The sequence below is a fragment of the Yinghuangia aomiensis genome, from assembly GCF_039542225.1.
Classification (GTDB): Bacteria; Actinomycetota; Actinomycetes; order Streptomycetales; family Streptomycetaceae; genus Yinghuangia; species Yinghuangia aomiensis.
The window spans coordinates 99,324-119,479 of record NZ_BAABHS010000019.1 but is presented as its reverse complement, the minus strand read 5'-3'; the positions used below and the strand labels follow the sequence as shown (position 1 = coordinate 119,479).

General features: G+C 72.9%; 16 protein-coding genes. 13 read left to right on the top strand and 3 right to left on the bottom strand.

Features of this window, described 5'->3' with window-relative positions; genetic code table 11:
• Positions 1–179 precede the first annotated feature (179 nt).
• Positions 180–1,016, top strand: a complete 837-nt coding sequence (locus ABEA93_RS25605) for a Fic family protein (protein WP_345678117.1) — start codon at positions 180–182, stop codon at positions 1,014–1,016.
• Between the two features lie 470 nt (positions 1,017–1,486).
• Here the strand turns inward: ABEA93_RS25605 and ABEA93_RS25600 are convergent, their stop codons facing one another.
• Complete coding sequence (locus tag ABEA93_RS25600) at positions 1,487–2,305, bottom strand: HAD family hydrolase (RefSeq protein WP_345678174.1); 819 nt, start codon at positions 2,303–2,305, stop codon at positions 1,487–1,489.
• Positions 2,306–3,240: 935 nt separating this feature from the next.
• On the opposite strand from ABEA93_RS25600, the gene ssd reads away from it, so the two are divergent.
• From ssd to ABEA93_RS25565, 7 genes are all read left to right on the top strand, one after another.
• Positions 3,241–4,347 carry a septum site-determining protein Ssd gene (gene ssd, locus ABEA93_RS25595; protein ID WP_345678116.1) on the top strand — a complete coding sequence of 369 codons (1,107 nt, stop codon included), beginning with the start codon at positions 3,241–3,243 and terminating at the stop codon, positions 4,345–4,347.
• A 774-nt stretch (positions 4,348–5,121) separates the two neighbouring features.
• Positions 5,122–6,258 (top strand): TadA family conjugal transfer-associated ATPase, encoded by a 1,137-nt coding sequence (locus ABEA93_RS25590; RefSeq protein ID WP_345678115.1) that lies wholly within the window; start codon positions 5,122–5,124, stop codon positions 6,256–6,258.
• Complete coding sequence (locus tag ABEA93_RS25585) at positions 6,255–7,142, top strand: type II secretion system F family protein (RefSeq protein WP_345678114.1); 888 nt, start codon at positions 6,255–6,257, stop codon at positions 7,140–7,142. The genes ABEA93_RS25590 and ABEA93_RS25585 overlap by 4 nt, the downstream gene beginning before the upstream one ends.
• 152 nt (positions 7,143–7,294) lie before the next feature.
• Positions 7,295–7,894 carry a type II secretion system F family protein gene (locus ABEA93_RS25580; RefSeq protein WP_345678113.1) on the top strand — a complete coding sequence of 200 codons (600 nt, stop codon included), beginning with the start codon at positions 7,295–7,297 and terminating at the stop codon, positions 7,892–7,894.
• A 56-nt stretch (positions 7,895–7,950) separates the two neighbouring features.
• Positions 7,951–8,322 (top strand): DUF4244 domain-containing protein, encoded by a 372-nt coding sequence (locus ABEA93_RS25575; protein WP_345678112.1) that lies wholly within the window; start codon positions 7,951–7,953, stop codon positions 8,320–8,322.
• Positions 8,309–8,713 (top strand): TadE family type IV pilus minor pilin, encoded by a 405-nt coding sequence (locus ABEA93_RS25570; RefSeq protein ID WP_345678111.1) that lies wholly within the window; start codon positions 8,309–8,311, stop codon positions 8,711–8,713. Before ABEA93_RS25575 ends, ABEA93_RS25570 begins: the two co-directional genes overlap by 14 nt.
• Entirely contained in the window at positions 8,710–9,060 is a 351-nt protein-coding gene (locus ABEA93_RS25565) for an Rv3654c family TadE-like protein (RefSeq protein WP_345678110.1), read from the top strand. Before ABEA93_RS25570 ends, ABEA93_RS25565 begins: the two co-directional genes overlap by 4 nt.
• A 524-nt stretch (positions 9,061–9,584) precedes the next feature.
• On the opposite strand, the gene ABEA93_RS25560 is transcribed toward ABEA93_RS25565, so the two are convergent.
• Positions 9,585–11,930 carry a DEAD/DEAH box helicase gene (locus ABEA93_RS25560; protein ID WP_345678109.1) on the bottom strand — a complete coding sequence of 782 codons (2,346 nt, stop codon included), beginning with the start codon at positions 11,928–11,930 and terminating at the stop codon, positions 9,585–9,587.
• Positions 11,931–12,056: 126 nt separating this feature from the next.
• Here ABEA93_RS25560 and ABEA93_RS25555 point away from each other — a divergent pair, with 126 nt between their 5' ends.
• The 5 genes from ABEA93_RS25555 to ABEA93_RS25535 all read left to right on the top strand — a co-directional run bounded on the left by ABEA93_RS25555 (position 12,057) and on the right by ABEA93_RS25535 (position 18,347).
• Positions 12,057–12,398 carry an STAS domain-containing protein gene (locus ABEA93_RS25555; RefSeq protein WP_345678108.1) on the top strand — a complete coding sequence of 114 codons (342 nt, stop codon included), beginning with the start codon at positions 12,057–12,059 and terminating at the stop codon, positions 12,396–12,398.
• A 124-nt stretch (positions 12,399–12,522) separates the two neighbouring features.
• Positions 12,523–12,975 (top strand): ATP-binding protein, encoded by a 453-nt coding sequence (locus ABEA93_RS25550; RefSeq protein ID WP_345678107.1) that lies wholly within the window; start codon positions 12,523–12,525, stop codon positions 12,973–12,975.
• Between the two features lie 387 nt (positions 12,976–13,362).
• Positions 13,363–15,747, top strand: a complete 2,385-nt coding sequence (locus ABEA93_RS25545; RefSeq protein WP_345678106.1) for a sodium-translocating pyrophosphatase — start codon at positions 13,363–13,365, stop codon at positions 15,745–15,747.
• 228 nt (positions 15,748–15,975) lie between these two features.
• A complete protein-coding gene (locus ABEA93_RS25540; protein WP_345678105.1) occupies positions 15,976–16,746 on the top strand; it encodes a hypothetical protein in 771 nt (256 codons plus the stop codon).
• 122 nt (positions 16,747–16,868) lie between these two features.
• Positions 16,869–18,347 (top strand): DUF7059 domain-containing protein, encoded by a 1,479-nt coding sequence (locus ABEA93_RS25535; protein ID WP_345678104.1) that lies wholly within the window; start codon positions 16,869–16,871, stop codon positions 18,345–18,347.
• 80 nt (positions 18,348–18,427) lie between these two features.
• Here the strand turns inward: ABEA93_RS25535 and ABEA93_RS25530 are convergent, their stop codons facing one another.
• The gene (locus ABEA93_RS25530; protein WP_345678103.1) at positions 18,428–20,086 is read right to left on the bottom strand and encodes an MDR family MFS transporter; all 1,659 of its coding nucleotides are present in this window, start codon (positions 20,084–20,086) and stop codon (positions 18,428–18,430) included.
• Positions 20,087–20,156: the final 70 nt, after the last annotated feature.

The window sequence follows — 20,156 nt, the reverse complement described above, 5'->3', positions numbered from 1 at the left end:
CGCCTCCCGTCTTCTCGGGAGTGACAATCGTTTTCGACAAGGATCCTCCGTTGCGGTGCGTGTCCGCGTCAAGTCGGACGGTGATCGGCGCGACTGCTTCCGGCCGTTCCGTGTCCTGTCCGGCACTCCGGTGCGGGCCCGGCGGACCCCGGTGGCGCGGGGCGCGTAGGGTCGGCCGCGTGAGTACCGCATCCTCGGGCCAGGACCCGTTCGCCGCCGTCGCCGCGCTGCCCGGCGTGCCCGAAGCCGTCGAATCCGCCCGCAAGGCCGTCGACGGCCTGCTGCGGCACCGCACGATGCGCCGCAAGAGCCCGGAGATCAGCGCCGAGTCCGCCCTGCGCGGTGCCCGCGCGAGCGCCGCGCTGGAGGGCGCGGACTGGTCGCTGGAGGAACTCCGCCGCCGTACCGACTACTCGCGCGGCGCGGCCGACCGGGAAGCCGGCATCGTCGGCGGCGCGCTGCGGGTCTCCGCCGAGTACCCCACCCTCGTCGACGTGTGGCGGCGCAGTCCGCTCCAGGTCCTCGCCCGGCTGCACGTGGTGGCCGCCGCCGACGTGGTGGACCACGACGCGCTCGGCCGCCCCCGCCTCGCCGGCGAAACCGTCGAGGTGCGCCCCGACCCGGGGCCGCTGCCCGCCGCCGACGAGGTCACCGCCCGACTCGACGGCCTCGCCCGGCTCCTGCTGGCCCCCAGCGACGCCCCCGCGCTCGTCGTCGCGGCGCTCGTGCACGGCGAGATCCTCGCGCTGCAGCCGTTCGTCTGGGGCAACGGCCTCGTCGCGCGCGCCGCGCAGCGTCTTGTGCTCATCACCCGCGGCCTCGACCCCAAGTCGGCGGTCGTGCCCGAGGTCGGGCACCTCGACCTCGGCCCGGACACCTACGAGAAGGCCCTGCGCGGCTACGTCTCCGGAACTCCGGAAGGGGTCGCCGGGTGGATCGAACACTGCGCGGAAGCCGTCACGTTGGGCGCGCGTGAGAGCGTCGCGGTCTGCGAGGCGGTCATGCGCGGCATCTAGGCCGTTTCCGGCCGCCGTGCGCGAGCATCCCGCGTGAGCGATTTCCGGACACGAAAGGGGCGGCGTCCACGGGGGAGGGACGCCGCCACTCGGCACGTTCATCGGGGTACCAGTGCGTGCACCTTGGTGACGGCCGGCCCGGGGCCGCGAAGCCCCGGTCGTCCGGCGCGTGCGGCCCGTACGAGGGTCGGTCGCGCGTGGGTTCCCGGTGTCGTGCTGGGTCCGTAGGGCCGCCCGCCTCGGGAAGTGTCGCCACTTCTCCCGGCGGTCGTCTGCGGGCCGCTGATGCCTTTCTACTTCGTTACCGGTACACACGGAACCCTTCGCCCAAGATCTTTACCTTTTGGGCGGGTTGGTTCCGGGCGTGGTCCGCCCCGTCCCGGCCGGATTCCGGAGCTGTCCGGACGGTTGCGCACGGCGTGCGTTCCGCCGCGGACGTGTCCGGATCCGGCCGGTGGCGTCCAGGCGGGTCAGCGCCGGCGCTTGGCCGCGTACCAGACGAGCCCGGCGGCGGTGGCACCCGCGGCGATCGCCGTGGCCGCCAGCACCGACCGGGACGGCACGGGCAACGACGGGACGCGCTGCCGCAGTTGCACGGGCCGGTCGAACGTCAGAACCGGCCAGCCGCGCGCCACCGCCTCGCGGCGCAGCCCCCGGTCGGGGTTCACGACGTACGGGTGCCCGACCTCCTCCAGCATCGGCAGGTCGGTGACGGAGTCGCTGTAGGCGTACGAACGCGACAGGTCGTAGCCCTCGCTCGCCGCGAGGTCGCGCACGGCCGCGGCCTTGTTCTCCGCGTACGCGTAGAAGTCGATTTCGCCCGAGTAGCGGCCCTCCTCGACCACCATGCGGGTCGCCACCACCCGGTCGGCGCCCAGCATCTCGCCGATGGGCTCCACGACTTCCGCACCGGACGAGCTGACGATGACGACGTCGCGCCCGGCCGCGTGGTGCTCCTCGATGAGCGACGCGGCTTCGTCGTAGATGATCGGGTCGATCATGTCGTGCAGGGTTTCCGCGACGATCTCGCGCACCTGCTGAACGTCCCAGCCGCGGCACAGCGCGGACAGGTACTCGCGCATCCGCTCCATCTGGTCGTGGTCGGCGCCGCCGACGAGAAACACGAACTGCGCGTACGCGCTCTTGAGCACGGCACGGCGAGTGATCAGGCCGCCCTGGTGAAACGGTCTGCTGAACGCCATCACGCTGGACTTGGCGATGATGGTCTTGTCGAGATCGAAGAACGCTGCGGTCCGCTTGGCTCCGTGGTTTTCCACGTAGTCGAGGATAGGCGCCGCCATTCGGCGTAAACTCAGGCATGCGGGTTTGCCCGAGAAGGCTCTCGGGTACATCCTGGAAGCCACGGATCGTTCTGCGACCGTGCTAACCCGGTCCGACTCCTCCCCCCCCCCCCGAGTCGGCCGTGGAGACGACCCCCGCTCTCCCCCCCGGCGGGGGTCGTCGCTTGTCCGGCCGCGGGTCCGCGGCGATTCCTGCGGGGGTCCTACCCCACGGCGGTAGGTGCAATGCCTCGTTCCGGTTGAGTTCCGACGGGGGTTGGCGGCTGGGGTGCGGGCGGGGCTCCGGCTCCCTTGTCCGGGCGCCTGCCGCGGCTGCTTCGGCGGACCGCTCCGGGACTCCTGGCGCACTCGGCGTTCCCGGCCAAAACCACCGGCACGTCTGCCTCGTCGGGCTTCGGGACGCACATCCGCACCACCACACCCACGTCTGTCGGATGCTGTGCGCAGGGTCACGCGGCGCGAGGCCGCGGCGGCCGGCGGCGCGCGAGGCCCCGGACCTCGGACTCGTCCCCTCGTGGTGCCCAATTCCCTCCCTTGCCCCGCCCTGTCCCGATCCGCGACGTGCCGCGCGGCGGGGCCTTCGTGCGCCCGTGCGGTGCTGTGGATTCCGAAGGCGGGTGCGAGGGGGTGTCCGTACTTTGTGCCAACTTCCGGGGGGTTTCTTCGAGTTCAGGTGCCAATCGGGTGTGCTCCGGAAGACGGGTGTTTTCCGGTTCGCCGATCGCCGATAACCACTCGATCGCTACGCAACCATCCTTCGTACGAGTGATTTCGTTATCCACAAGCGGGAGTTATCCACAACTTTCCGATGGTTGCCGCTTCTCGGCCTCGCGGCTCGCGGCGGATCGGTCATGGTGGTGCTCGGTCCTTCCGGAGCTGCGCACAGGGGCGCGGCCGGGGACCGGAACCTCGGGGGAGTTCTCATGTCGGCACCTTCGCCTGTCTGCCCGCCGGGCCTCGGCCGGCCGCTCGTCGTCACCGCGGACGTGCGGCTGCTGGACGAGCTGCTGCGGATGTGCGCGGTGGCGAACGTCGAGCCCGAGATCGTGCCGCAACCGCAACTCGCGTGCGAGGGGTGGGTGGTGAGCCCACTCGTGGTGGTGGGTGCGGACCTCGCGGACGGCGTCGCGTCGTTCGGGCTGCCGCGTCGCAAAGACGTCGTGCTGGTCAGCGCCGATCTGGACGATGCGGACGTGTGGCGGCGCGCCGTCGTGGTCGGCGCCGACCACGTGGTCTTCCTGCCGGATGCCGAGGCGTGGCTGACCGACCGGTTCGCCGACTTGGCGGACGGCACCGGCGCCGCCGCGCTCGGGATCGCCGTGGTCGGCGCCCGCGGCGGCGCCGGCGCCAGCACGCTGGCCTGCGCGCTCGCCGTCACCGCGGCACGGGGCGGCGGGACCGCGGCGCTGGTGGACGCGGATCCGTTCGGCGGCGGCATCGACATCCTGCTGGGCGGCGAGGCCGAGCCGGGGCTGCGCTGGCCGGACTTGGCCGGCGCACGCGGCCGGGTGGACGGCGGCGCGCTGTCCGCCGCACTGCCGCGGCTGCACGGCCTTACCGTGCTGTCCTGGGACCGCGGCCCGGGGCCCGGCGTGCCCCAGGAGGCCACCCGGGCGATCGTGTCCGCGCTCCGGCGGCGCCACGACCTGACCGTGGTCGACATACCCCGCAGGCCGGACCCCGCGGCCGAGGAAGCCTTCGGCCAATGCGTGCTCGGGCTCGTCGTCATCCCCGCCGAACTCCGCGCGGTGGCCGCCGCGGTGCACGTCGCCGAGTGGTTGCGGCCGGTGGTGGCCGACCTGCGCGCGGTCGTCCGTGGACCTTCGCCGTCCAGGCTGCCTGCGGACGAGATCGCCGCGAACGCCGGTCTTCCGCTGGCCGGCGAACTCCGCCCCGAACCGGGACTGACCGAAGCCGTCGAGGAAGGCGCGGTACCCGGCGGACGCAAGGGGCCGTTGAGCCGGTTCTGCCGCGAGTTCCTGGCGGCGGAGGCTGCGGCGGTGGCGGCGGAGCGGGGGTGGGCGGCGTGAGGGGGGCTCCGGGGTGAGGGCGCGGGTTGTGTGTGGCGGTGGGTGGGGTGGCTTGGGTCGGCGTGGGGGTGTGGACGAAGGCGCCGATGCGTTGAGCCGGCGTTAGCGGCCATTCCCACCGCGAAAAGGCGCTCGATCTCGCGGTGTTCCCGCGGTGGCGTGGCTGCCCCGCTGCCCCGCTGACCCGCTGACCCGCTGACCCGTCGAACCGCGGCGGTTCCGGCGTCCGCGATCGGCTGGTGTGGGCACCGTTTGTCGGCGGTCTCGCCGACCTACGTCGGCCTCGTGCTGCCCGTGCTCGGCGATGCCGCAAGCAACCCGGGCACGGCAGAAGGCGGCACGCCGAGCGCCCGTCGGAACGTTCCGACGAATCTCCGCTGCAGCGCGGCGGAGATCGCGAATCTCCTGCGTGACCGCACGTGTGCGGGCGCGCTTCCTTCCAGCGAATCTCGGAGTCTCCCCATGACTGCTCTGCCCGGCCTCGTTCTGCCCGCTGCCATTCCCGTTCCCGTTGCCTCGGCGGCGGCTCCCTCCGGGCTTCGGCCATCGTGCGCGGCACCGGTCTTCCCCGCACGGTCCTTCGCCGTTCCGTCGTCACCCCCCGCGGCCGTCGGCCACGGGGCGGCGGGTGAGCCGCCCCCGGGTTCGGCACCGGCGCCCGGGTCGAATCCCGAACCGCTCGGCCGCCGACCGCCGAGGCCGGGCGCGCCGCCGCGGGTCGGTAGTCCGGTCTTCGCCGAAGCCGTCGCGGAACCCGCGCTCGATCCACAGCTTGTGGACGACGTCCGCGATCGGCTCGCGGCCGACGGTCGCGACCCCACCCACGCGGCGGTCGCCGAGGTACTCCGCACCGACGGCCGGGTCCTCGGCGACGCCACGGTCCTGGCGGTGCTCCGCACTCTGCGTTCGGAGATCACCGGCGCCGGACCGCTGGACGTCCTGCTGGCCGATCACGACGTCACCGACGTCCTGGTCAACGGCCCGGACGAGGTCTGGGTGGACCGCGGCGCGGGGCCGCAACGCGTCGCCGTCACGTTCCCGGACGACACCGCGGTGCGGCGGCTCGCGCAGCGCCTGGCGACCGCGGCGGGGCGCCGTCTCGACGACGCCGCCCCGTACGTCGACGCCCGACTCCCGGACGGGACCCGGCTGCACGCCGTCCTCCGGCCGGTCGCCGTGCGCGGCACCTGCCTGTCGCTGCGCGTGCCGCGCCGCATCGCGCTCGGCCTTGGCGACCTGGTCGCGTCCGGGACGCTGTCGCCGGCGTGTGCCGAGCTGTTGCGTGCGGTCGTGTCGTCGCGGGTGGGCTTCCTGGTCTCCGGCGGCGCGGGCACCGGGAAGACCACGTTGCTCGGCGCGCTGCTCGGCACCGTGCATCCGGCCGAACGCGTCGTGGTGGTCGAGGACTCCACGGAACTCGACCCGCGCCACCCGCACGTCGTGCGCCTGGAGGCTCGGCCGCCGAACGTCGAGGGCGCAGGTGCGGTGACCCTCCGCGACTTGGTCCGCCAGACGCTCCGCATGCGCCCCGACCGGGTCGTGGTCGGGGAGGTACGCGGCGCCGAAGTCACCGACTTGCTCGCCGCGTTGAACACCGGCCACGGCGGCTGCGGCACCGTCCACGCGAACTCGCCGCACGACGTCCCGGCCCGGCTCGAAGCACTCGGTGCGTTGGCCGGACTCAGCCGCGACGCCCTGCACAGCCAACTCGCAGCGGCACTGGACGTCGTCGTGCACCTGACCCGGGCGCGCGACGGCCTGCGGATGGTCGCGGAGATCCACATCCTGGAACGGGACGCGCAGGGCTGGGTGCGGTCTGTCCCGGCCGTCGTCTACGACCGCAGAAGCGAGCACCGCGGAGCCGGATTCCCGCAGCTGCGGGCGCTGGTGGACGGGTGGTGGCGGGAGTGAACGCGATCTCGGAGCCGATGCTGTTCGCGGTGGTCCCGCCGGCGGTGGCCGGGGCGGTGATGCTCGGCGGCGTGCGCGTGGGGCGGACGCGTATCGAGGCTGTGCACATTTTGCAGGTGCCGGTGTCGCGGTCGTCGATTCCTGCGGGTCGCCGAGCGCGGCTGGTGGCCATACGCGGACACCCGGACCTGCGGATCCTGGCCGGGATTCCGGCGCTCGGGGTGGCCGCCTCGATGGCTCTGGGCGGCATTGTGCCGACGCTGGTGTCGGTCCCGATCGCCGGGTTCGTGGCACGGTTGCGGCGTCATGCCCGGGACGCGCGGCGGGAGATCGAAACACGCTGTGCCGTCGCGGAGTTCGCCACCACGATGGTGGGTGAGCTGCGCGCCGGGCACCCGCCTGGCGAGGCGTTGTGCACCGCGGCGGAAGCGGCCGACGGTGCGGCGGCCAGGCTGTTCGGCGAGGTCGCGGCGGTGGTTCGGGCGGGTGGGGACGTCCCCGGCGCCCTGGCCGCCGCGGCGCGGGAACCCGGCGCCGACGCGCTCGCCCGGATCGCGGCGTGCTGGCGCATCGCCGCGGAACGCGGGGCCGGCTTCGCCGCGGCCCTCGACCGCATCGCCGCGGGGCTGCGCAACGACGACGAGGGCCACCGCGAGCTGGAAGCCGAACTCGCCGGCGTCCGGGCCACCGCCCGGCTCCTCGCCGGACTCCCGCTGCTCGGCGTACTGCTGGGCACCGGCATGGGCGCGGCACCGCTCGACGTGCTGGGGCGTACTCCGCTGGGGGCCGCGGTGCTGTGTGCCGGGCTGGCGTTGCTCGCCGGGGGACTGGTGTGGACGGAGCGGATCGCCGAAGACGCCCGGAGGTCGCCGTGTCCGGGGTGATGGTGGGCGGCGCGGCCACGGGGTTGGCGGCGGCAGCCGTGCTGCTGGCGATACCGGGTGCGGGTGCGGCCGCGGCGCGCGGTGGAGGGGAACGGGCGCCGACCGGGCCGACAACCCGTGCGGGTCCGCCGTCTCGGCCCGATGATGCGCGCGTGCGCCGGTATGCGACCTGCGTCGTGCTCGGTCTGGTGGTCGGGCTGTTCGTCGGCAGGATACGGGGCTGTGCGGCGGCCCCGGTGGTCGCCTGCGCCGCCAACGCCTACCTGGCGAAGGCCGAGGCTCGGGCGGCAGCCCGGCGGCGCCGTGCCCGGCTGGTGGCCGATCTGCCCACCGCCGCGGACCTGCTGGCGGCGTGCCTGCTGGCAGGCGCCGCGCCGGTCGGCGCCGTGGCGGCGGTCGCGACCGCCGTCGGCGGACCGCTCGGCGCGGAGCTGCGCTCCGCATCCGCGGCGATCCGGCTCGGGGGCGATCCGGCCCGATGCTGGATGGCGCTCGCCGAGCACCGGGAACTCGCGGTACTCGCTCGAGCCCTGGCTCGCTCCGGCATCGGCGGTGCGCCGCCGGCCGAGCGGATCGCCCGTATCGCGGACGACTACCGCTCCCGGCGCCGCCGCGACTTCGCCGCGGCCGCCCGGCGGGCGTCGGTACGCGCCACGCTGCCGCTCGGCGTGTGCTTCCTGCCCGCGTTCCTGCTGATCGGCGTCGTCCCTGTCGCCATCGGCCTCGCGGGACCCCTGCTGTCCGGGACGTGACGCGCGCCTGCGGCGTCCCGGATCGCTCGATGCCTTTCGATCTCAAGGAGAAATCCATGTCTGTGAACCCTGCCAACCCGGTGAAGGCCACGACCGGCACGGCGAGCCTGCCCGACACGTCGAGCGCGAGAGGGAAGGCAATCGCCGGGGCCCGCCCCATGATCCGCGCCACCCGCCGGTGGCTCGGCGGTCATGCGGTGGCGCTGCGGCGACGGCTCGGGGTGACGTTCGTGGGATGGCGGCGTCTGCGCGGCCCAGGTGCGTTGCGCCGCCTCCGGGGCGACGACGGCATGTCCACAGCCGAGTACGCCGTCGGCACACTCGCCGCGGTCGCCTTCGGCAGCGTGCTGTTCAAGGTCGTCACCGGCGACTCGGTCGCGGCCGCGCTGGCCGCGGTGATCACCAAGGCCCTCAATGGAACTTTCTGACGGGCTTCGGGCGCGCCGCCGTGTGCCGTTGCGGCGTCGGCCGAGGTCCGAGTCCGGCTACGTGACCGCGGAGACCGCCATGGCGCTCCCCGCTCTGGTGGTCCTGGTCTTCGGCCTCGCCACGGGCCTCGTCGCCGCCGCGGCCCAAGTCCGCTGCATCGACGCCGCCCAGTCCGGTGCTCGGGCGGCGGCGCGAGGCGAGTCACCCGACGCCGCACGGGCCGCCGCGGCGGCGGTGGCACCGAAGTCCGCCCGCATTGTCGCGACGAACGAAGGAGGAAAGATCAGCTTCCGCGTGGAGACGGTCATTCCCCTGCCGGGGCCACTGTCCCGGCTGCGGATCCCCGTCTCCCACACGGCGGTTGCCGCCGAGGAGGCGACGACGCCGTGACCCGCCTGCCGCGGGACCGCGGCTCCGCGACCGTATGGATGGCGGTGTGGTCGCTGCTGCCGGTGCTCGTGGCCACGGGCGCGCTGGGCATGGCCGCGGCCGTCGCGACCCGTCATCGCGCGGCGGCGGCGTCCGACGCGGCCGCGCTGGCCGCCGCAGCGCGCCTCGACGAGGGCGCGTCACGGGCGTGCGCCGTGGCTGCGGACATCGCCGCGCGCCAGGGAGCGACGCTGACCGCCTGTGTGATCAACGGCGAATTCGTCGACGTCGTCGCCGAGTTCCCGCCGCCCCCGATGCTCGAGCCGTTCGGCGCACCCCGCGTCGCGGCACGCGCCGGCCCTGCCTAGGGCCGCCTGACCCGTCCGGAGGTGAACTGGTGATCGACACACGAAGCGCACGGCGGTCTCGTGCGCCCCCGCAAGCTCCGGCGCACACATCCCGGCGCGCGCCGGGGGTGAGGGTTGCTTTTCGGAATCGGCGACAACTCGCGTGTCCTTCGGACGCGTTGCGTCGTTGCCATGGCGTTGCCCCGCACAGACCGGCGAGTTGGCGCCGAGTCCGCGGACGACGACCACGCGCTCATGGCCGCACGGGGGAGGGCCTAAAAGCGCAGCCGAGCCGGGAACACGGCATATCGGGGATGCCCCCCGGCACGCGTGGCCTCACCTCTGGGTGGGGCCACGCACCCCGCCCTCACAGAACCTGTCGCCGCACCGGCGCCAGACGCATCGGCACGCGCCGCCGATGGCACGCGACAAACGGCGGAGGGGGTGGGGGTGGGGCTCTCCCGACCGAAGCTCAACCTGGTCGGGGGTTGGGGGTGGGCCCGAAGTCCGTCCCGACAGCAGCCGGGTCGCAAAGCCTGTCGCACCTACCCCACCCCCTCCAACAACCCCCCCAACAACCGCACAGCCCCGCCCTTGTCCAGCGGATGGTTCCCGTTCCCGCACTTCGGCGACTGCACGCAACTGGGGCACCCCGACTCGCACTCGCAAGCCGCGATCGCCTCGCGCGTCGCCCGCAGCCACCGCGGTGCCGTCGCGTACGCCCGTTCGGCGAATCCCGCGCCTCCCGGGTGTCCGTCGTACACGAACACCGTCGGCAGCCCCGTGTCCGGGTGCAGCGCGGTCGACACGCCGCCGATGTCCCACCGGTCGCACGTCGCGAACAGCGGCAGCAGACCGATCGACGCGTGCTCGGCCGCATGCGCCGCCCCCGGCAGGTCGGCCTCGTCGATCGACGCCTCGGCGACCTGCTCCGGCGTCACCGTCCACCACACCGCCCGGGTCCGCAGCGACTGCGTCGGCAGGTCGAGCCGGTGCTCGCCGAGAATCTGCCCGGTGAGGATCCGGCGCCGCTGGTACGACACGACCCGCGACGTCACCTCGACCGACCCGAAGCACAGCCGGGCCCGCCCCCACGCTTCCGACCGCACCTCGTCCAGCACCCGGATGTCGGTCTTTTCCCGCGCCGACGTCGTCCAGTCCGGGTTGGCCCGCCGCACGAGCGCCACCGCGTCGTCGAGGACGAGTTCGCGTACGAGGTACGTCTCGCCCTGGTGCAGGTACACCGCCCCGGTGTGCACCGCGCTGTACGCCGCGGACCCGTCCACCGTCCCCAGCACCCGCCCGGTGCCGTCCTCCACCACCCGCACCGCGGCGCCCGCCGCTCCGCGGATGTCCGTCAGGTCGGTGGCCCGCTCCGGGCTCGTCCAGTACCAGCCCGTGGTCCGCCGCCGCAGCAGCCCGCGCTTGACGAGCCCCGGCAACAGCGGCGCCGCCACCGGTCCGAACAGCGGCAGGTCGTCCTCCTCCAACGGCAGTTCGGCCGCGGCCGCGCACAGGTGGGGGGCGAGCACGTACGGGTTGTCCGGGTCCAGCACGGTCGCCTCGACCGGGCGGTCGAACAGCGCCTCCGGGTGGTGCACCAGGAACGTGTCCAGCGGATCGTCGCGCGCGATCAGCACCGCGAGTGCTTCCTGTCCGGCCCGTCCCGCGCGCCCGGCCTGCTGCCACAGCGACGCCCGCGTCCCCGGGTACCCGGCGATCAGCACCGCGTCGAGCCCGGAGATGTCCACACCCAGCTCCAGCGCCGTCGTCGCCGCGACCCCGCGCAACCGGCCGTCGTGCAGTGCCTGTTCCAGGTCCCGCCGTTCCTCCGGCAGATATCCCGCACGATACGTGGCGACCTGGTCGGCGAGCCCGGGGTCGACGCGTTCGAGCTGGTCCCGCGCCATCACCCGCACGACCTCGGCGCCGCGCCGCGACCGCACGAAGGCGACCGTGCGCACGCCGTCCAGCACCAGATCACCGAGCAAGTCGGCGGCTTCCGCGGTGGCGGTACGCCGGACGGGTGCCCCGCGTTCGCCTTTGAAGTCGGTCAGCGGCGGCTCCCACAGCGCGAACGTGAGCCCGCCCCGGGGGGACGCGTCGTCGGTGACCTCCTCGACGTCCGCCGGCTCGCTGCCGATCAGCCGCGCCGCAGCCGCGGCCGGGTCGGACACCGTCGCCGAGGCCAGGACGAACACCGGGTCGGCGCCGTAGCGCCGGCAGATCCGCCGTAGCCGGCGCAGGACTTGCGCGACGTGCGAGCCGAATACTCCGCGGTAGGTGTGGCACTCGTCGATCACGATGTACTTGAGTGCCTTGAGGTACGCCGACCACGCCCGGTGCGCCGGCAAGAGCGACCGGTGCAGCATGTCCGGGTTGGTGAGCACATAGGCGGCATGGGCACGGACCCACCGGCGGACTTCCGCGGGCGTGTCGCCGTCGTACGTCGCGGTGCGGACCGCGTCAAGGCCGGTTTCCGCGGCGCGCAAGGCGTCCACGGCGCGAAGTTGGTCGGCCGCAAGGGCCTTCGTGGGTGACAGATACAGCGCGGTGGCGCCCCGGCCGTTCGGAGCCCGGGTACCCTCCAAGAGGGCGGTGAGTACCGGCAGAAGGTAGGCCATGGACTTGCCCGAGGCGGTGCCGGTCGCCAACACCACGGACCGGCCCGACGCGGCTGCCGATGCGGCACGTGCCTGGTGTTCCCACGGGTGGTCGATACCGGCCGCCCGGAAAGCGTCCACGACTTCGCGGCGCGCCCATTCGGGCCACTCGGTCGGACGTCCCCGCCGTGCGGGGATGCGCCGGACGTGTGTCACTCGATCGGGTCGCCCGTGGGCCGCGAGCAAGCGGTCCAGCAGGTTGTCCTGGGGGCGTGGAGTGGGCGGCATCGGGCATCAGTCTTGCATCCAATGTCGTGGGATTCATCGTCCTGTAGCGCCCATAAGTGGTTGAATGCCTAGGCGGCTGCCGATCCTTGGGGGGCGACCGCTCGATAGCAAGGTGCTGGAGGATCCGTGGACCTGTCCCTGTCGACCCGAACCGAGGGCGGCCGTACGGTCGTCGAGGTGGGCGGCGAGATCGATGTGTACACCGCCCCCAAACTGCGCGAGCAATTGGTGGAGCTTGTCAACGACGGCAGCTACCACCTGATCGTGGACATGGAGGGCGTGGATTTCCTGGACTCTACGGGTCTGGGTGTCCTCGTTGGCGGTCTCAAGCGCGTGCGTGCGCATGAGGGTTCGCTGCGTCTGGTGTGCACTCAGGAGCGCATCCTGAAGATCTTCCGCATCACCGGTCTCACCAAGGTGTTCCCCATCCACGCGTCGGTGGCCGAAGCGGTCGCCGCGACGGACTGAGGGCGGTGGCGCCGTCCGCCCGTCGGCGGGCGGCGCTTCTTCCTTCCGCCACCGCTCATCCAGGTAGCGCTTCGAACCGGACAGCCCACCGGTCGGATCGTCGGCACGTACGGCTGGGGGATCTATGGCCATCGTCGAGCTGCGCTTCACCGCGTTGCCCGAGCACGTCCGAACGGCGCGGCTTGTCGCCGCGGCCGTGGCCCGCCGGGCGGGTGTCGCCGAGTCCGTGCTGGACGAGGTGCGTCTCGCGGTCGGCGAGGCGTGCCTGCGCGCGGTGGGCCTCACCCAGCAGACCGGCAGCGACGAGCCGGTCACGGTGATGCTCGACGACGGCGACGGGCGTTTTTCCATCGAGGTGCGCGATGCCGTCCCGCAGCAGGCCGAAGGCGCGACCGGCGACCTGCTCGGCTCCGGGAACGGCGCGGCGGCGGATATCGGGGAAAGCGATCTGGGCTTGGCCGTGATTCTCGGCCTGGTGGACGAACTGGATGTGCGGGCGGGTGCCGACGGCGGCCGGATCCGTATGTCGTGGCCGTCCGAGAAGGGGAAGCCGGGAGACCAAACGGCGGCACCCTGACGAGTGAATTTCCCGCTGCGGCGGATCGCCCGAATGAGGGCGGTCCGCCGTTCGCGTTTGTTCGGAAGTCCCGTGTGCGACCCGCGTGGGGGCGGGCTTCGGCGCGACCAAACCTCGGTGTTCGGCGTAATGCCCGATACGCCGGAAAGCGCGGCTATTTTATAGGCAATTTGATATGATCATGAAGATTCCAATGGTGTGTTCTTGATCATTTGCTTACACTCCATTCGTCACAAAGATCGTTACAAAGATCGTCTAGCGCCTGTCTGAGCAGCCTGTCCGAAACGTCCCTCGCGATGCGCCCGCTGCCGGGTCCGAGTTCTCCGGGTCGGATCACCGAAGGCCTGCCCCCTCCGGTACGGACGTGTCCGTCGTCTAGGAGGACGCATGTCCGGGCTCCAACAACTGTCCGCCACCGTCACCGCCGCGAACTCGCCGGAAGTCGCCGGGAGTGATCTGACGTACGTCGTGGTGGTCGCGGTCATTGCGCTGGGCGCCCTCGCGGTCGCGGCCGGCCTGGTCCGCCAGGTCCTCGCCGCCGACGAGGGCACCGACACCATGAAGCGCATCGCCGGCGCCGTCCAAGAGGGCGCCTCGGCGTATCTGACCCGGCAGTTCCGCACCCTGAGCGGCTTCGCCGTCGGGGTGTTCTTCCTGCTGATGCTGCTGCCGGCCGACACCATGAACGAACGCATCGGCCGGTCGCTGTTCTTCCTCGTCGGCGCGGTCTTCTCCGCGGTGACCGGCTACACCGGCATGTGGCTCGCGGTCCGCAGCAACGTGCGGGTGGCCGCGGCGGCCCGGGCCGGCCACGGGCCGGAAGGCTCGCACAACGCGATGCGCATCGCGTTCCGCACCGGCGGCGTGGCGGGCATGTTCACCGTCGGGCTCGGCCTGTTCGGCGCCGCGCTCGTGGTGATCATCTACCGCGAGGACGCGCCGAAGGTGCTGGAGGGCTTCGGCTTCGGCGCCGCGCTGCTGGCGATGTTCATGCGTGTCGGCGGCGGCATCTTCACGAAGGCCGCGGACGTCGGCGCCGACCTGGTCGGCAAGGTCGAGCAGGGCATCCCCGAGGACGACCCGCGCAACGCCGCGACGATCGCGGACAACGTGGGCGACAACGTCGGCGACTGCGCGGGCATGGCCGCGGACCTGTTCGAGTCCTACGCGGTGACGCTGGTCGCCGCGCTCATCCTCGGCAAGGCCGCGTTCGGCGACGCGGGCCTCGTGTTCCCGCTGCTCGTCCCGGCGATCGGCGTGATCACGGCGGTGCTCGGCATCTACACGGTCGTGCCGCGCAGCGGCGACCGCAGCGGGATGACCGCGATCAACCGCGGCTTCTTCATTTCCGCGGTGGTGTCGCTCGCGCTCGTCGCGATCGCCGCGTTCGCCTATCTGCCGGACTCGTTCGCGAAGCTGGACGGCGTCAACGAGACCACCGCCACGGGCCGGGCGATCCTCGACCACTCCGGCGACCCGCGGGTGTTCGCGCTGGTGTCGGTGCTCATCGGCATCGTGCTGGCGGCGGTCATCCAGCAGCTCACCGGCTACTTCACCGAGACGTCGCGGCGCCCGGTGAAGGACGTCGTCAAGACGTCGCTGACCGGCCCGGCGACGGTCATCCTGTCCGGCATCTCGCTCGGCCTGGAGTCCGCGGTGTACGCGGCGGTGCTCATCGCGATCGCCGTGTACGGCGCGTACCTGCTCGGCGGCGGCATCATCATGCTCGCGCTGTTCGCCGTCGCGCTGGCCGGCACCGGCCTGCTGACCACGGTCGGCGTGATCGTCGCGATGGACACGTTCGGCCCGGTGTCCGACAACGCGCAGGGCATCGCGGAGATGTCCGGCGACGTCGAGGGCGACGGCGCGCAGGTCCTGACCGACCTGGACGCGGTCGGCAACACCACGAAGGCGATCACCAAGGGCATCGCGATCGCGACCGCCGTGCTTGCCGCGACGGCGCTGTACGGGTCGTACCGGGACGCGGTGGAGACGGCGCGGGCCCAAGTCGGGGTCCAGGCCAACGAGAGCATGTCGCTGCTGACCGGGCTGTCGTTCAACCTCGACATCTCCCAGCCGAACAACCTCGTCGGGCTGATCCTCGGCGCGGCCGTGGTGTTCCTGTTCAGCGGTCTCGCGATCAACGCGGTGTCGCGGGCGGCGGGCGCGGTGGTGTTCGAGGTGCGCGAGCAGTTCCGCACCCGGCCGGGGATCATGGACGGCTCGGAGACGCCCGAGTACGGCCGGGTCGTCGACATCTGCACGCGCGACTCGCTGCGGGAACTCGCGACGCCCGGTCTGCTCGCCGTGATGGCCCCGATCGCGGTGGGCTTCGCGCTCGGCATCGCGCCCCTGGGCGCGTACCTCGCCGGTGCGATCGGTGCGGGCACGCTGATGGCGGTGTTCCTGTCGAACTCCGGCGGCGCCTGGGACAACGCGAAGAAGACCATCGAGGACGGCACGTTCGGCGGCAAGGGCTCCGACGCGCACGAGGCGACGGTCATCGGCGACACGGTCGGCGACCCGTTCAAGGACACCGCGGGCCCGGCGATCAACCCGCTGCTGAAGGTGATGAACCTGGTGTCGCTGCTGATCGCCCCCGCGGTGGTGAAGCTGACGCTGGGCGAGCACGCGAGCGGCCCGCTGCGGGCGCTGATCGCGATCGTGGCGATCCTGGTCATCGTCGGCGCGGTGTGGTGGAGCAAGCGCAAGTCGATCGCGGTCGGCAGCTCCGACCACGAGACGAAGGAAGCCGAACCGGTCGCGAGCTGACCAGTCCGGTGGCGCTCCACGGGAGCGAAATCCGGTAGCGGGAAACGGTGTCGGGCCGCGGTGGCGGCCTGCCGCCGGGGTGGCGGAGAAGGGCGGCGCGGGACACCGCGTCGCCCTTCGTCGTCGCCGTGTGCCACCCTCGTCGTGCCCGGGCGGCAGGAGCACCGGGCGGGTTCCGCGGCCCTGCGCGGCGTGCGGGGCCCGGCGGAGCGACACACGGAGATACGCGTGGCGAGGACGACCCCGGCGAAACTGGCCGCCTGTGCGGTGCTGGCCGCGGTGCTGACGGCGGCCGCCGGATGCAGCAGCGGCGGCGACGGGGACAAGAACGAGAAGGAACTCGCCGCCTGGGCGAACAAGGTGTGCACGGCCGAGGTCACCGGCAAGATCGATGCGTCGCAGGGCGCGCTCGCGGATATGGCGAGCGTCGTCAAGGGCGAGACGCCGGACGCGCTCAAGGCGCGGCTCGCGGCGGACGTCACCAAGCTCGCCGAGGCGGACACCGCGCTCGCCAACACGCTCGACCAGGCGGGCGACCCGAAGGTGAAGAACGGCGGCGCGCAGCGGGCCGCGGTCAGCGCCGAGCTGCGGGCCGCGGCGACCGGCTGGATGAGCCTGCGGTCGGCGTTCGAGAGCCTGCCGACCACCGACCAGAAGACCTTCGCGGAGGCGCTGAAGGCGCTGGACCCCGAGATCACGAAGTACGGCACGAGCACGCGGACCGCGCTGGAGAACCTGCACCGCGGCGATCTGGGCAAGGCGCTGGGCAAGGTCCCGGGCTGCGCGGCGACCGTGCCCTCGCCCGCCCCGGCGCCGTCCGACGGCGCGTCGTCCCCGGCGCCCGGGCAGGCCGCTCCGGCGGGCGGGGCGTCGGGCAGCCCGGCGGCGTCGGGTTCGGCGTCGCCGTCCGGTTCGGGTTCGCCGGCGCCGAGCGGCTCGGCGTCGCCGTCGGGCTCCGGGTCGGCCTCGCCGACCGGATCGGCGAGCCCCACGTCCTGAGCCCGGCCCGAACCGGCGGCCCGTGCCGTACCCCTGAGGCACCGTCATGCGCGGCCGTGCGCCGTCCTGCTGCGTCGCCGTCCGGAAACCGGCGGCGCAGGAGGCAGGATGATCCTGTGACGATGCACGACTCCTCTCAGGTGGCCCGGCTCCGCGACGCCTTGGCCGATGCCGAATACACCGTCGACGGATGCCTGGACGCGCTCGGGCCGCAGGCGTACGGGGCGCTCTCGCGCAGCGAGACCGTTCCGGCGCTGCGGTCGCTGCGCGGCGACGGCGGCCCGCTGGCGACGCTCATCCGGCTGTTCCTGCTCCAGGCCCCGGTGCCGTATGCGCAGGCGCGGGCGGCGCTGCCGTTCGACGAGGCGGTGGCCGGAGGTCTGCTGGAGCGCACCGGCGACGAGGTCCGCGCGGCGGTCGACATCCGGCCCTACGGCGAGGCCGACACCGACTGGTGGGTGGTGTCGGACCTGGGCAGCGGGATCGGCGGCGTGTCCGGGCCGGTGCGCCCGGACCACGTGCTGGGCATCGGCGGGGCGTCGACGACGCTCGCCGGGATCACCGTGCGCGAGCCGGTCGGCCGGGCGCTGGACCTGGGCACCGGCTGCGGGGTGCAAGCGCTGCACGCGTCGCGGCACGCCGGTGCGGTGACGGCGACGGACGTGAACCGGCGGGCGCTGGACCTGACCCGGCTGACGATGGCCTTGTCCGGGGTGTCCAACGTCGGGTTGGCGGAGGGCAGCCTGTTCGATCCGGTGGAGGGCGAGAAGTTCGACCTGATCGTGTCGAACCCGCCGTTCGTGATCTCGCCGAAGGGCCGGTTCACGTACCGGGACGCCGGAATGCCCGGGGACGAGATCTGCCGCCGCCTGGTGGCGCGCGCCCCGGAGTACCTGAACGACGGCGGCTACTGCCAGCTGCTCGCGAACTGGCAGCACGTGAAGGGCGAGGACTGGGAGGACCGGCTGCGCGAGTGGCTGGCGCCGACCGGCTGCGACGCGTGGGTGGTGCAGCGCGAGGTGCAGGATCCCGCGCAGTACGCCGAGTTGTGGCTCCGCGACGCGGGCGACCACCACGACGCGGGCTACGCGGCCCGCTACGACGCGTGGCTGGATGCGTTCGAACAGGACGGTGTCGAGGGCGTCGGCTTCGGCTGGATCACGCTGCGCAAGTCGGGTGCGGACCGGCCGGTCGTGCACATCGAGGACTGGCCGCACGCCGTCGAGCAGCCGCTGGGTGCGGAGATCGAGGCGTGGTTCGGGCGGCAGGAGCGGCTGCGCGGCCTGGACGACGCCGCGCTGCTGGACACCGCGTTCACGCTCGCCTCCGCGGTGCTGCAGGAGCAGACCGGGCAGCCGGGCGCGGAGGACCCGGAGTACGTGGTGCTGCGGCAGCAGCGCGGCATGTGCCGGGCGGACCGGGTGGATACCGTCGGCGCGGCGCTGGCCGGGGCGAGCGACGGGCGGCTGACCGCGGGCGCGATCGTCGACGCGATCGCGGAACTGCTCGGCGAGGAACGGGTGGCGCTGCGCGACGCGGTGCCGGGCACGCTGCGGTCGCTGGTCGCGGACGGGTTCCTGCTGTTCCCGGGGCAGGACTGAGCCGTCACGACTGACCCGTCACGACCGACTCTGCCCGACCGACTTTGCACGACCGACTCTGCACGGCTGAAGGGGCGCGGTCAGGGCGCGGCGCGTACTTCCTTGTCCGGACCCGCGCCCGGGCCGGCCCCCGGACCGGCCTCGGTCCCGGCGCCGGTGCCGTCCGCCTGCCGCGGCTTCACCGGGAGCCGGGTGTCGCGCATGACCGCGGTGGCGGCCAGGCCGAGCAGGACGCACGGCACGACGACGAGGTAGATGGCGCTCATGCCGTGCGCGTAGGCGTCCTCGAAGGCGTGCCGCAGCGGTGCGGCGTAGTGGCGCAGGCTTTCCGGGTCGGAGAGCGCGGAATCGGCGCCGCCGGGGGGGACCTGGTCGGCGGGTACCCGGTGGTCGGCGAGGGTGCCGGGCAGGGTGTCGGTGAAGCGGCGGGTGATGATCGCGCCGAACGCGGCGGTGGAGATGGTGCCGCCGAGGGTGCGGAAGAACGAGATCGACGATGTGGCGATGCCCAGGTCGCGCTTCTCGACGGTGGCCTGTGCGGCCAGGATCAGCACCTGCGAGGTGAAGCCGATGCCGATGCCCGCGACGACCATGGCCGGCCACAGGGCGTAGGCGGGCTGGTCGAGCACCTGCCAGGCCATGACCGCCGCGGAGACCGCGGACAGGGTCATGCCGATCATGGGGAAGAGCTTGACGCGTCCGGTGCGGGCGATGAGGCGTCCGGACACCGTCGACCCGGCGAAGTTGGCGGCGATGAACGGCAGCATGAGCAGGCCGGCCTGGGTGGCGGTGAAGCCGCGGCCGAGCTGGAAGAACTGCGGCAGGTAGACCATCGAGACGTACATGCCTGTGCCCATGAGGAACGCGGCGGCGCACTGCGCGGCGAACGACCGGCTGTGGAACAGCCGCGGCGGCCACAGCGGTTCCGCGGCGCGCCGTTCCCACAGCGCGGTCGCGGCGAGGAGCACGAGTGCGGTGGCGGCGAGGCCGCCGGAGGTCGCCGACGTCCACGCGAAGCGCCGCCCGCCGAAGGACATGAGCAGGAGCAGCGCGCTGACGCCGGACACGAGCAGCAGCGCGCCGAGGTAGTCGACGGACACCCGGGAGCGTCTGACGGGGATGGTGAGGCTGCGCTGGATGACCGCGAACGCGCCGACGGCGAAAGGCAGCATGGAGAAGAAGCACCAGCGCCAGCCGACGGTGTCCACGAGGACGCCGCCGAACAGCGGGCCGAGCGCGGTCGACGACGCGAACGCCGCACCGATCCAGCCTTGGTACCGGCCGCGTTCGGCGGGGGAGATGATGTCGCCGATCACCGCTTGGCACAGCGTGATCATGCCGCCGACGCCCGCGCCTTGGAGCGCCCGGAAGCCGATGAGCTGCCAGATGCCGGTGGCAATTCCGGCCAGTGCGGTGCCGGCGGTGAACACGCCGATGGCGACGAGCAGGAGCGGCTTGCGGCCGTACAGGTCGGAGAGCTTGCCCCACAGCGGGGTGGTCGCGCAGTTGGTGAGCAGGTGCCCGGCGACGATCCAGGAGACCTTGTCGAGACCGCCCAGGTCACCGGCGATGTCGGGCAGCCCGGTGGTGATGACGGTGCTGGCGAGCGCGGCGACGAACATTGCGGTGAGCAGTCCGGCGAACACGGTGCGCCGCTGTGCGTCGGTGATCGGCGGGGTGGTGTCGGCGTCGGCCGCGGCGTCCGCGCCGGCCCGTTCGCGGTCGTCCCGATGCTCCATGTCCTGCGGACCCGCCTTCCGGCTCCTCCGGTCGGCGACCGGATCTGACGCTCCATCAGAGACTATGGGC

Coding starts and splice junctions, on each gene's coding strand:
- ssd (WP_345678116.1), top strand. CDS start 3,241: ATGTCGGCACCTTCGCCTGTCTGCCCGCCGGGCCTCGGCCGGCCGCTC.
- ABEA93_RS25575 (WP_345678112.1), top strand. CDS start 7,951: ATGTCTGTGAACCCTGCCAACCCGGTGAAGGCCACGACCGGCACGGCG.
- ABEA93_RS25570 (WP_345678111.1), top strand. CDS start 8,309: ATGGAACTTTCTGACGGGCTTCGGGCGCGCCGCCGTGTGCCGTTGCGG.
- ABEA93_RS25560 (WP_345678109.1), bottom strand. CDS start 11,930: ATGCCGCCCACTCCACGCCCCCAGGACAACCTGCTGGACCGCTTGCTC.
- ABEA93_RS25550 (WP_345678107.1), top strand. CDS start 12,523: ATGGCCATCGTCGAGCTGCGCTTCACCGCGTTGCCCGAGCACGTCCGA.
- ABEA93_RS25545 (WP_345678106.1), top strand. CDS start 13,363: ATGTCCGGGCTCCAACAACTGTCCGCCACCGTCACCGCCGCGAACTCG.
- ABEA93_RS25535 (WP_345678104.1), top strand. CDS start 16,869: ATGCACGACTCCTCTCAGGTGGCCCGGCTCCGCGACGCCTTGGCCGAT.
- ABEA93_RS25530 (WP_345678103.1), bottom strand. CDS start 20,086: ATGGAGCATCGGGACGACCGCGAACGGGCCGGCGCGGACGCCGCGGCC.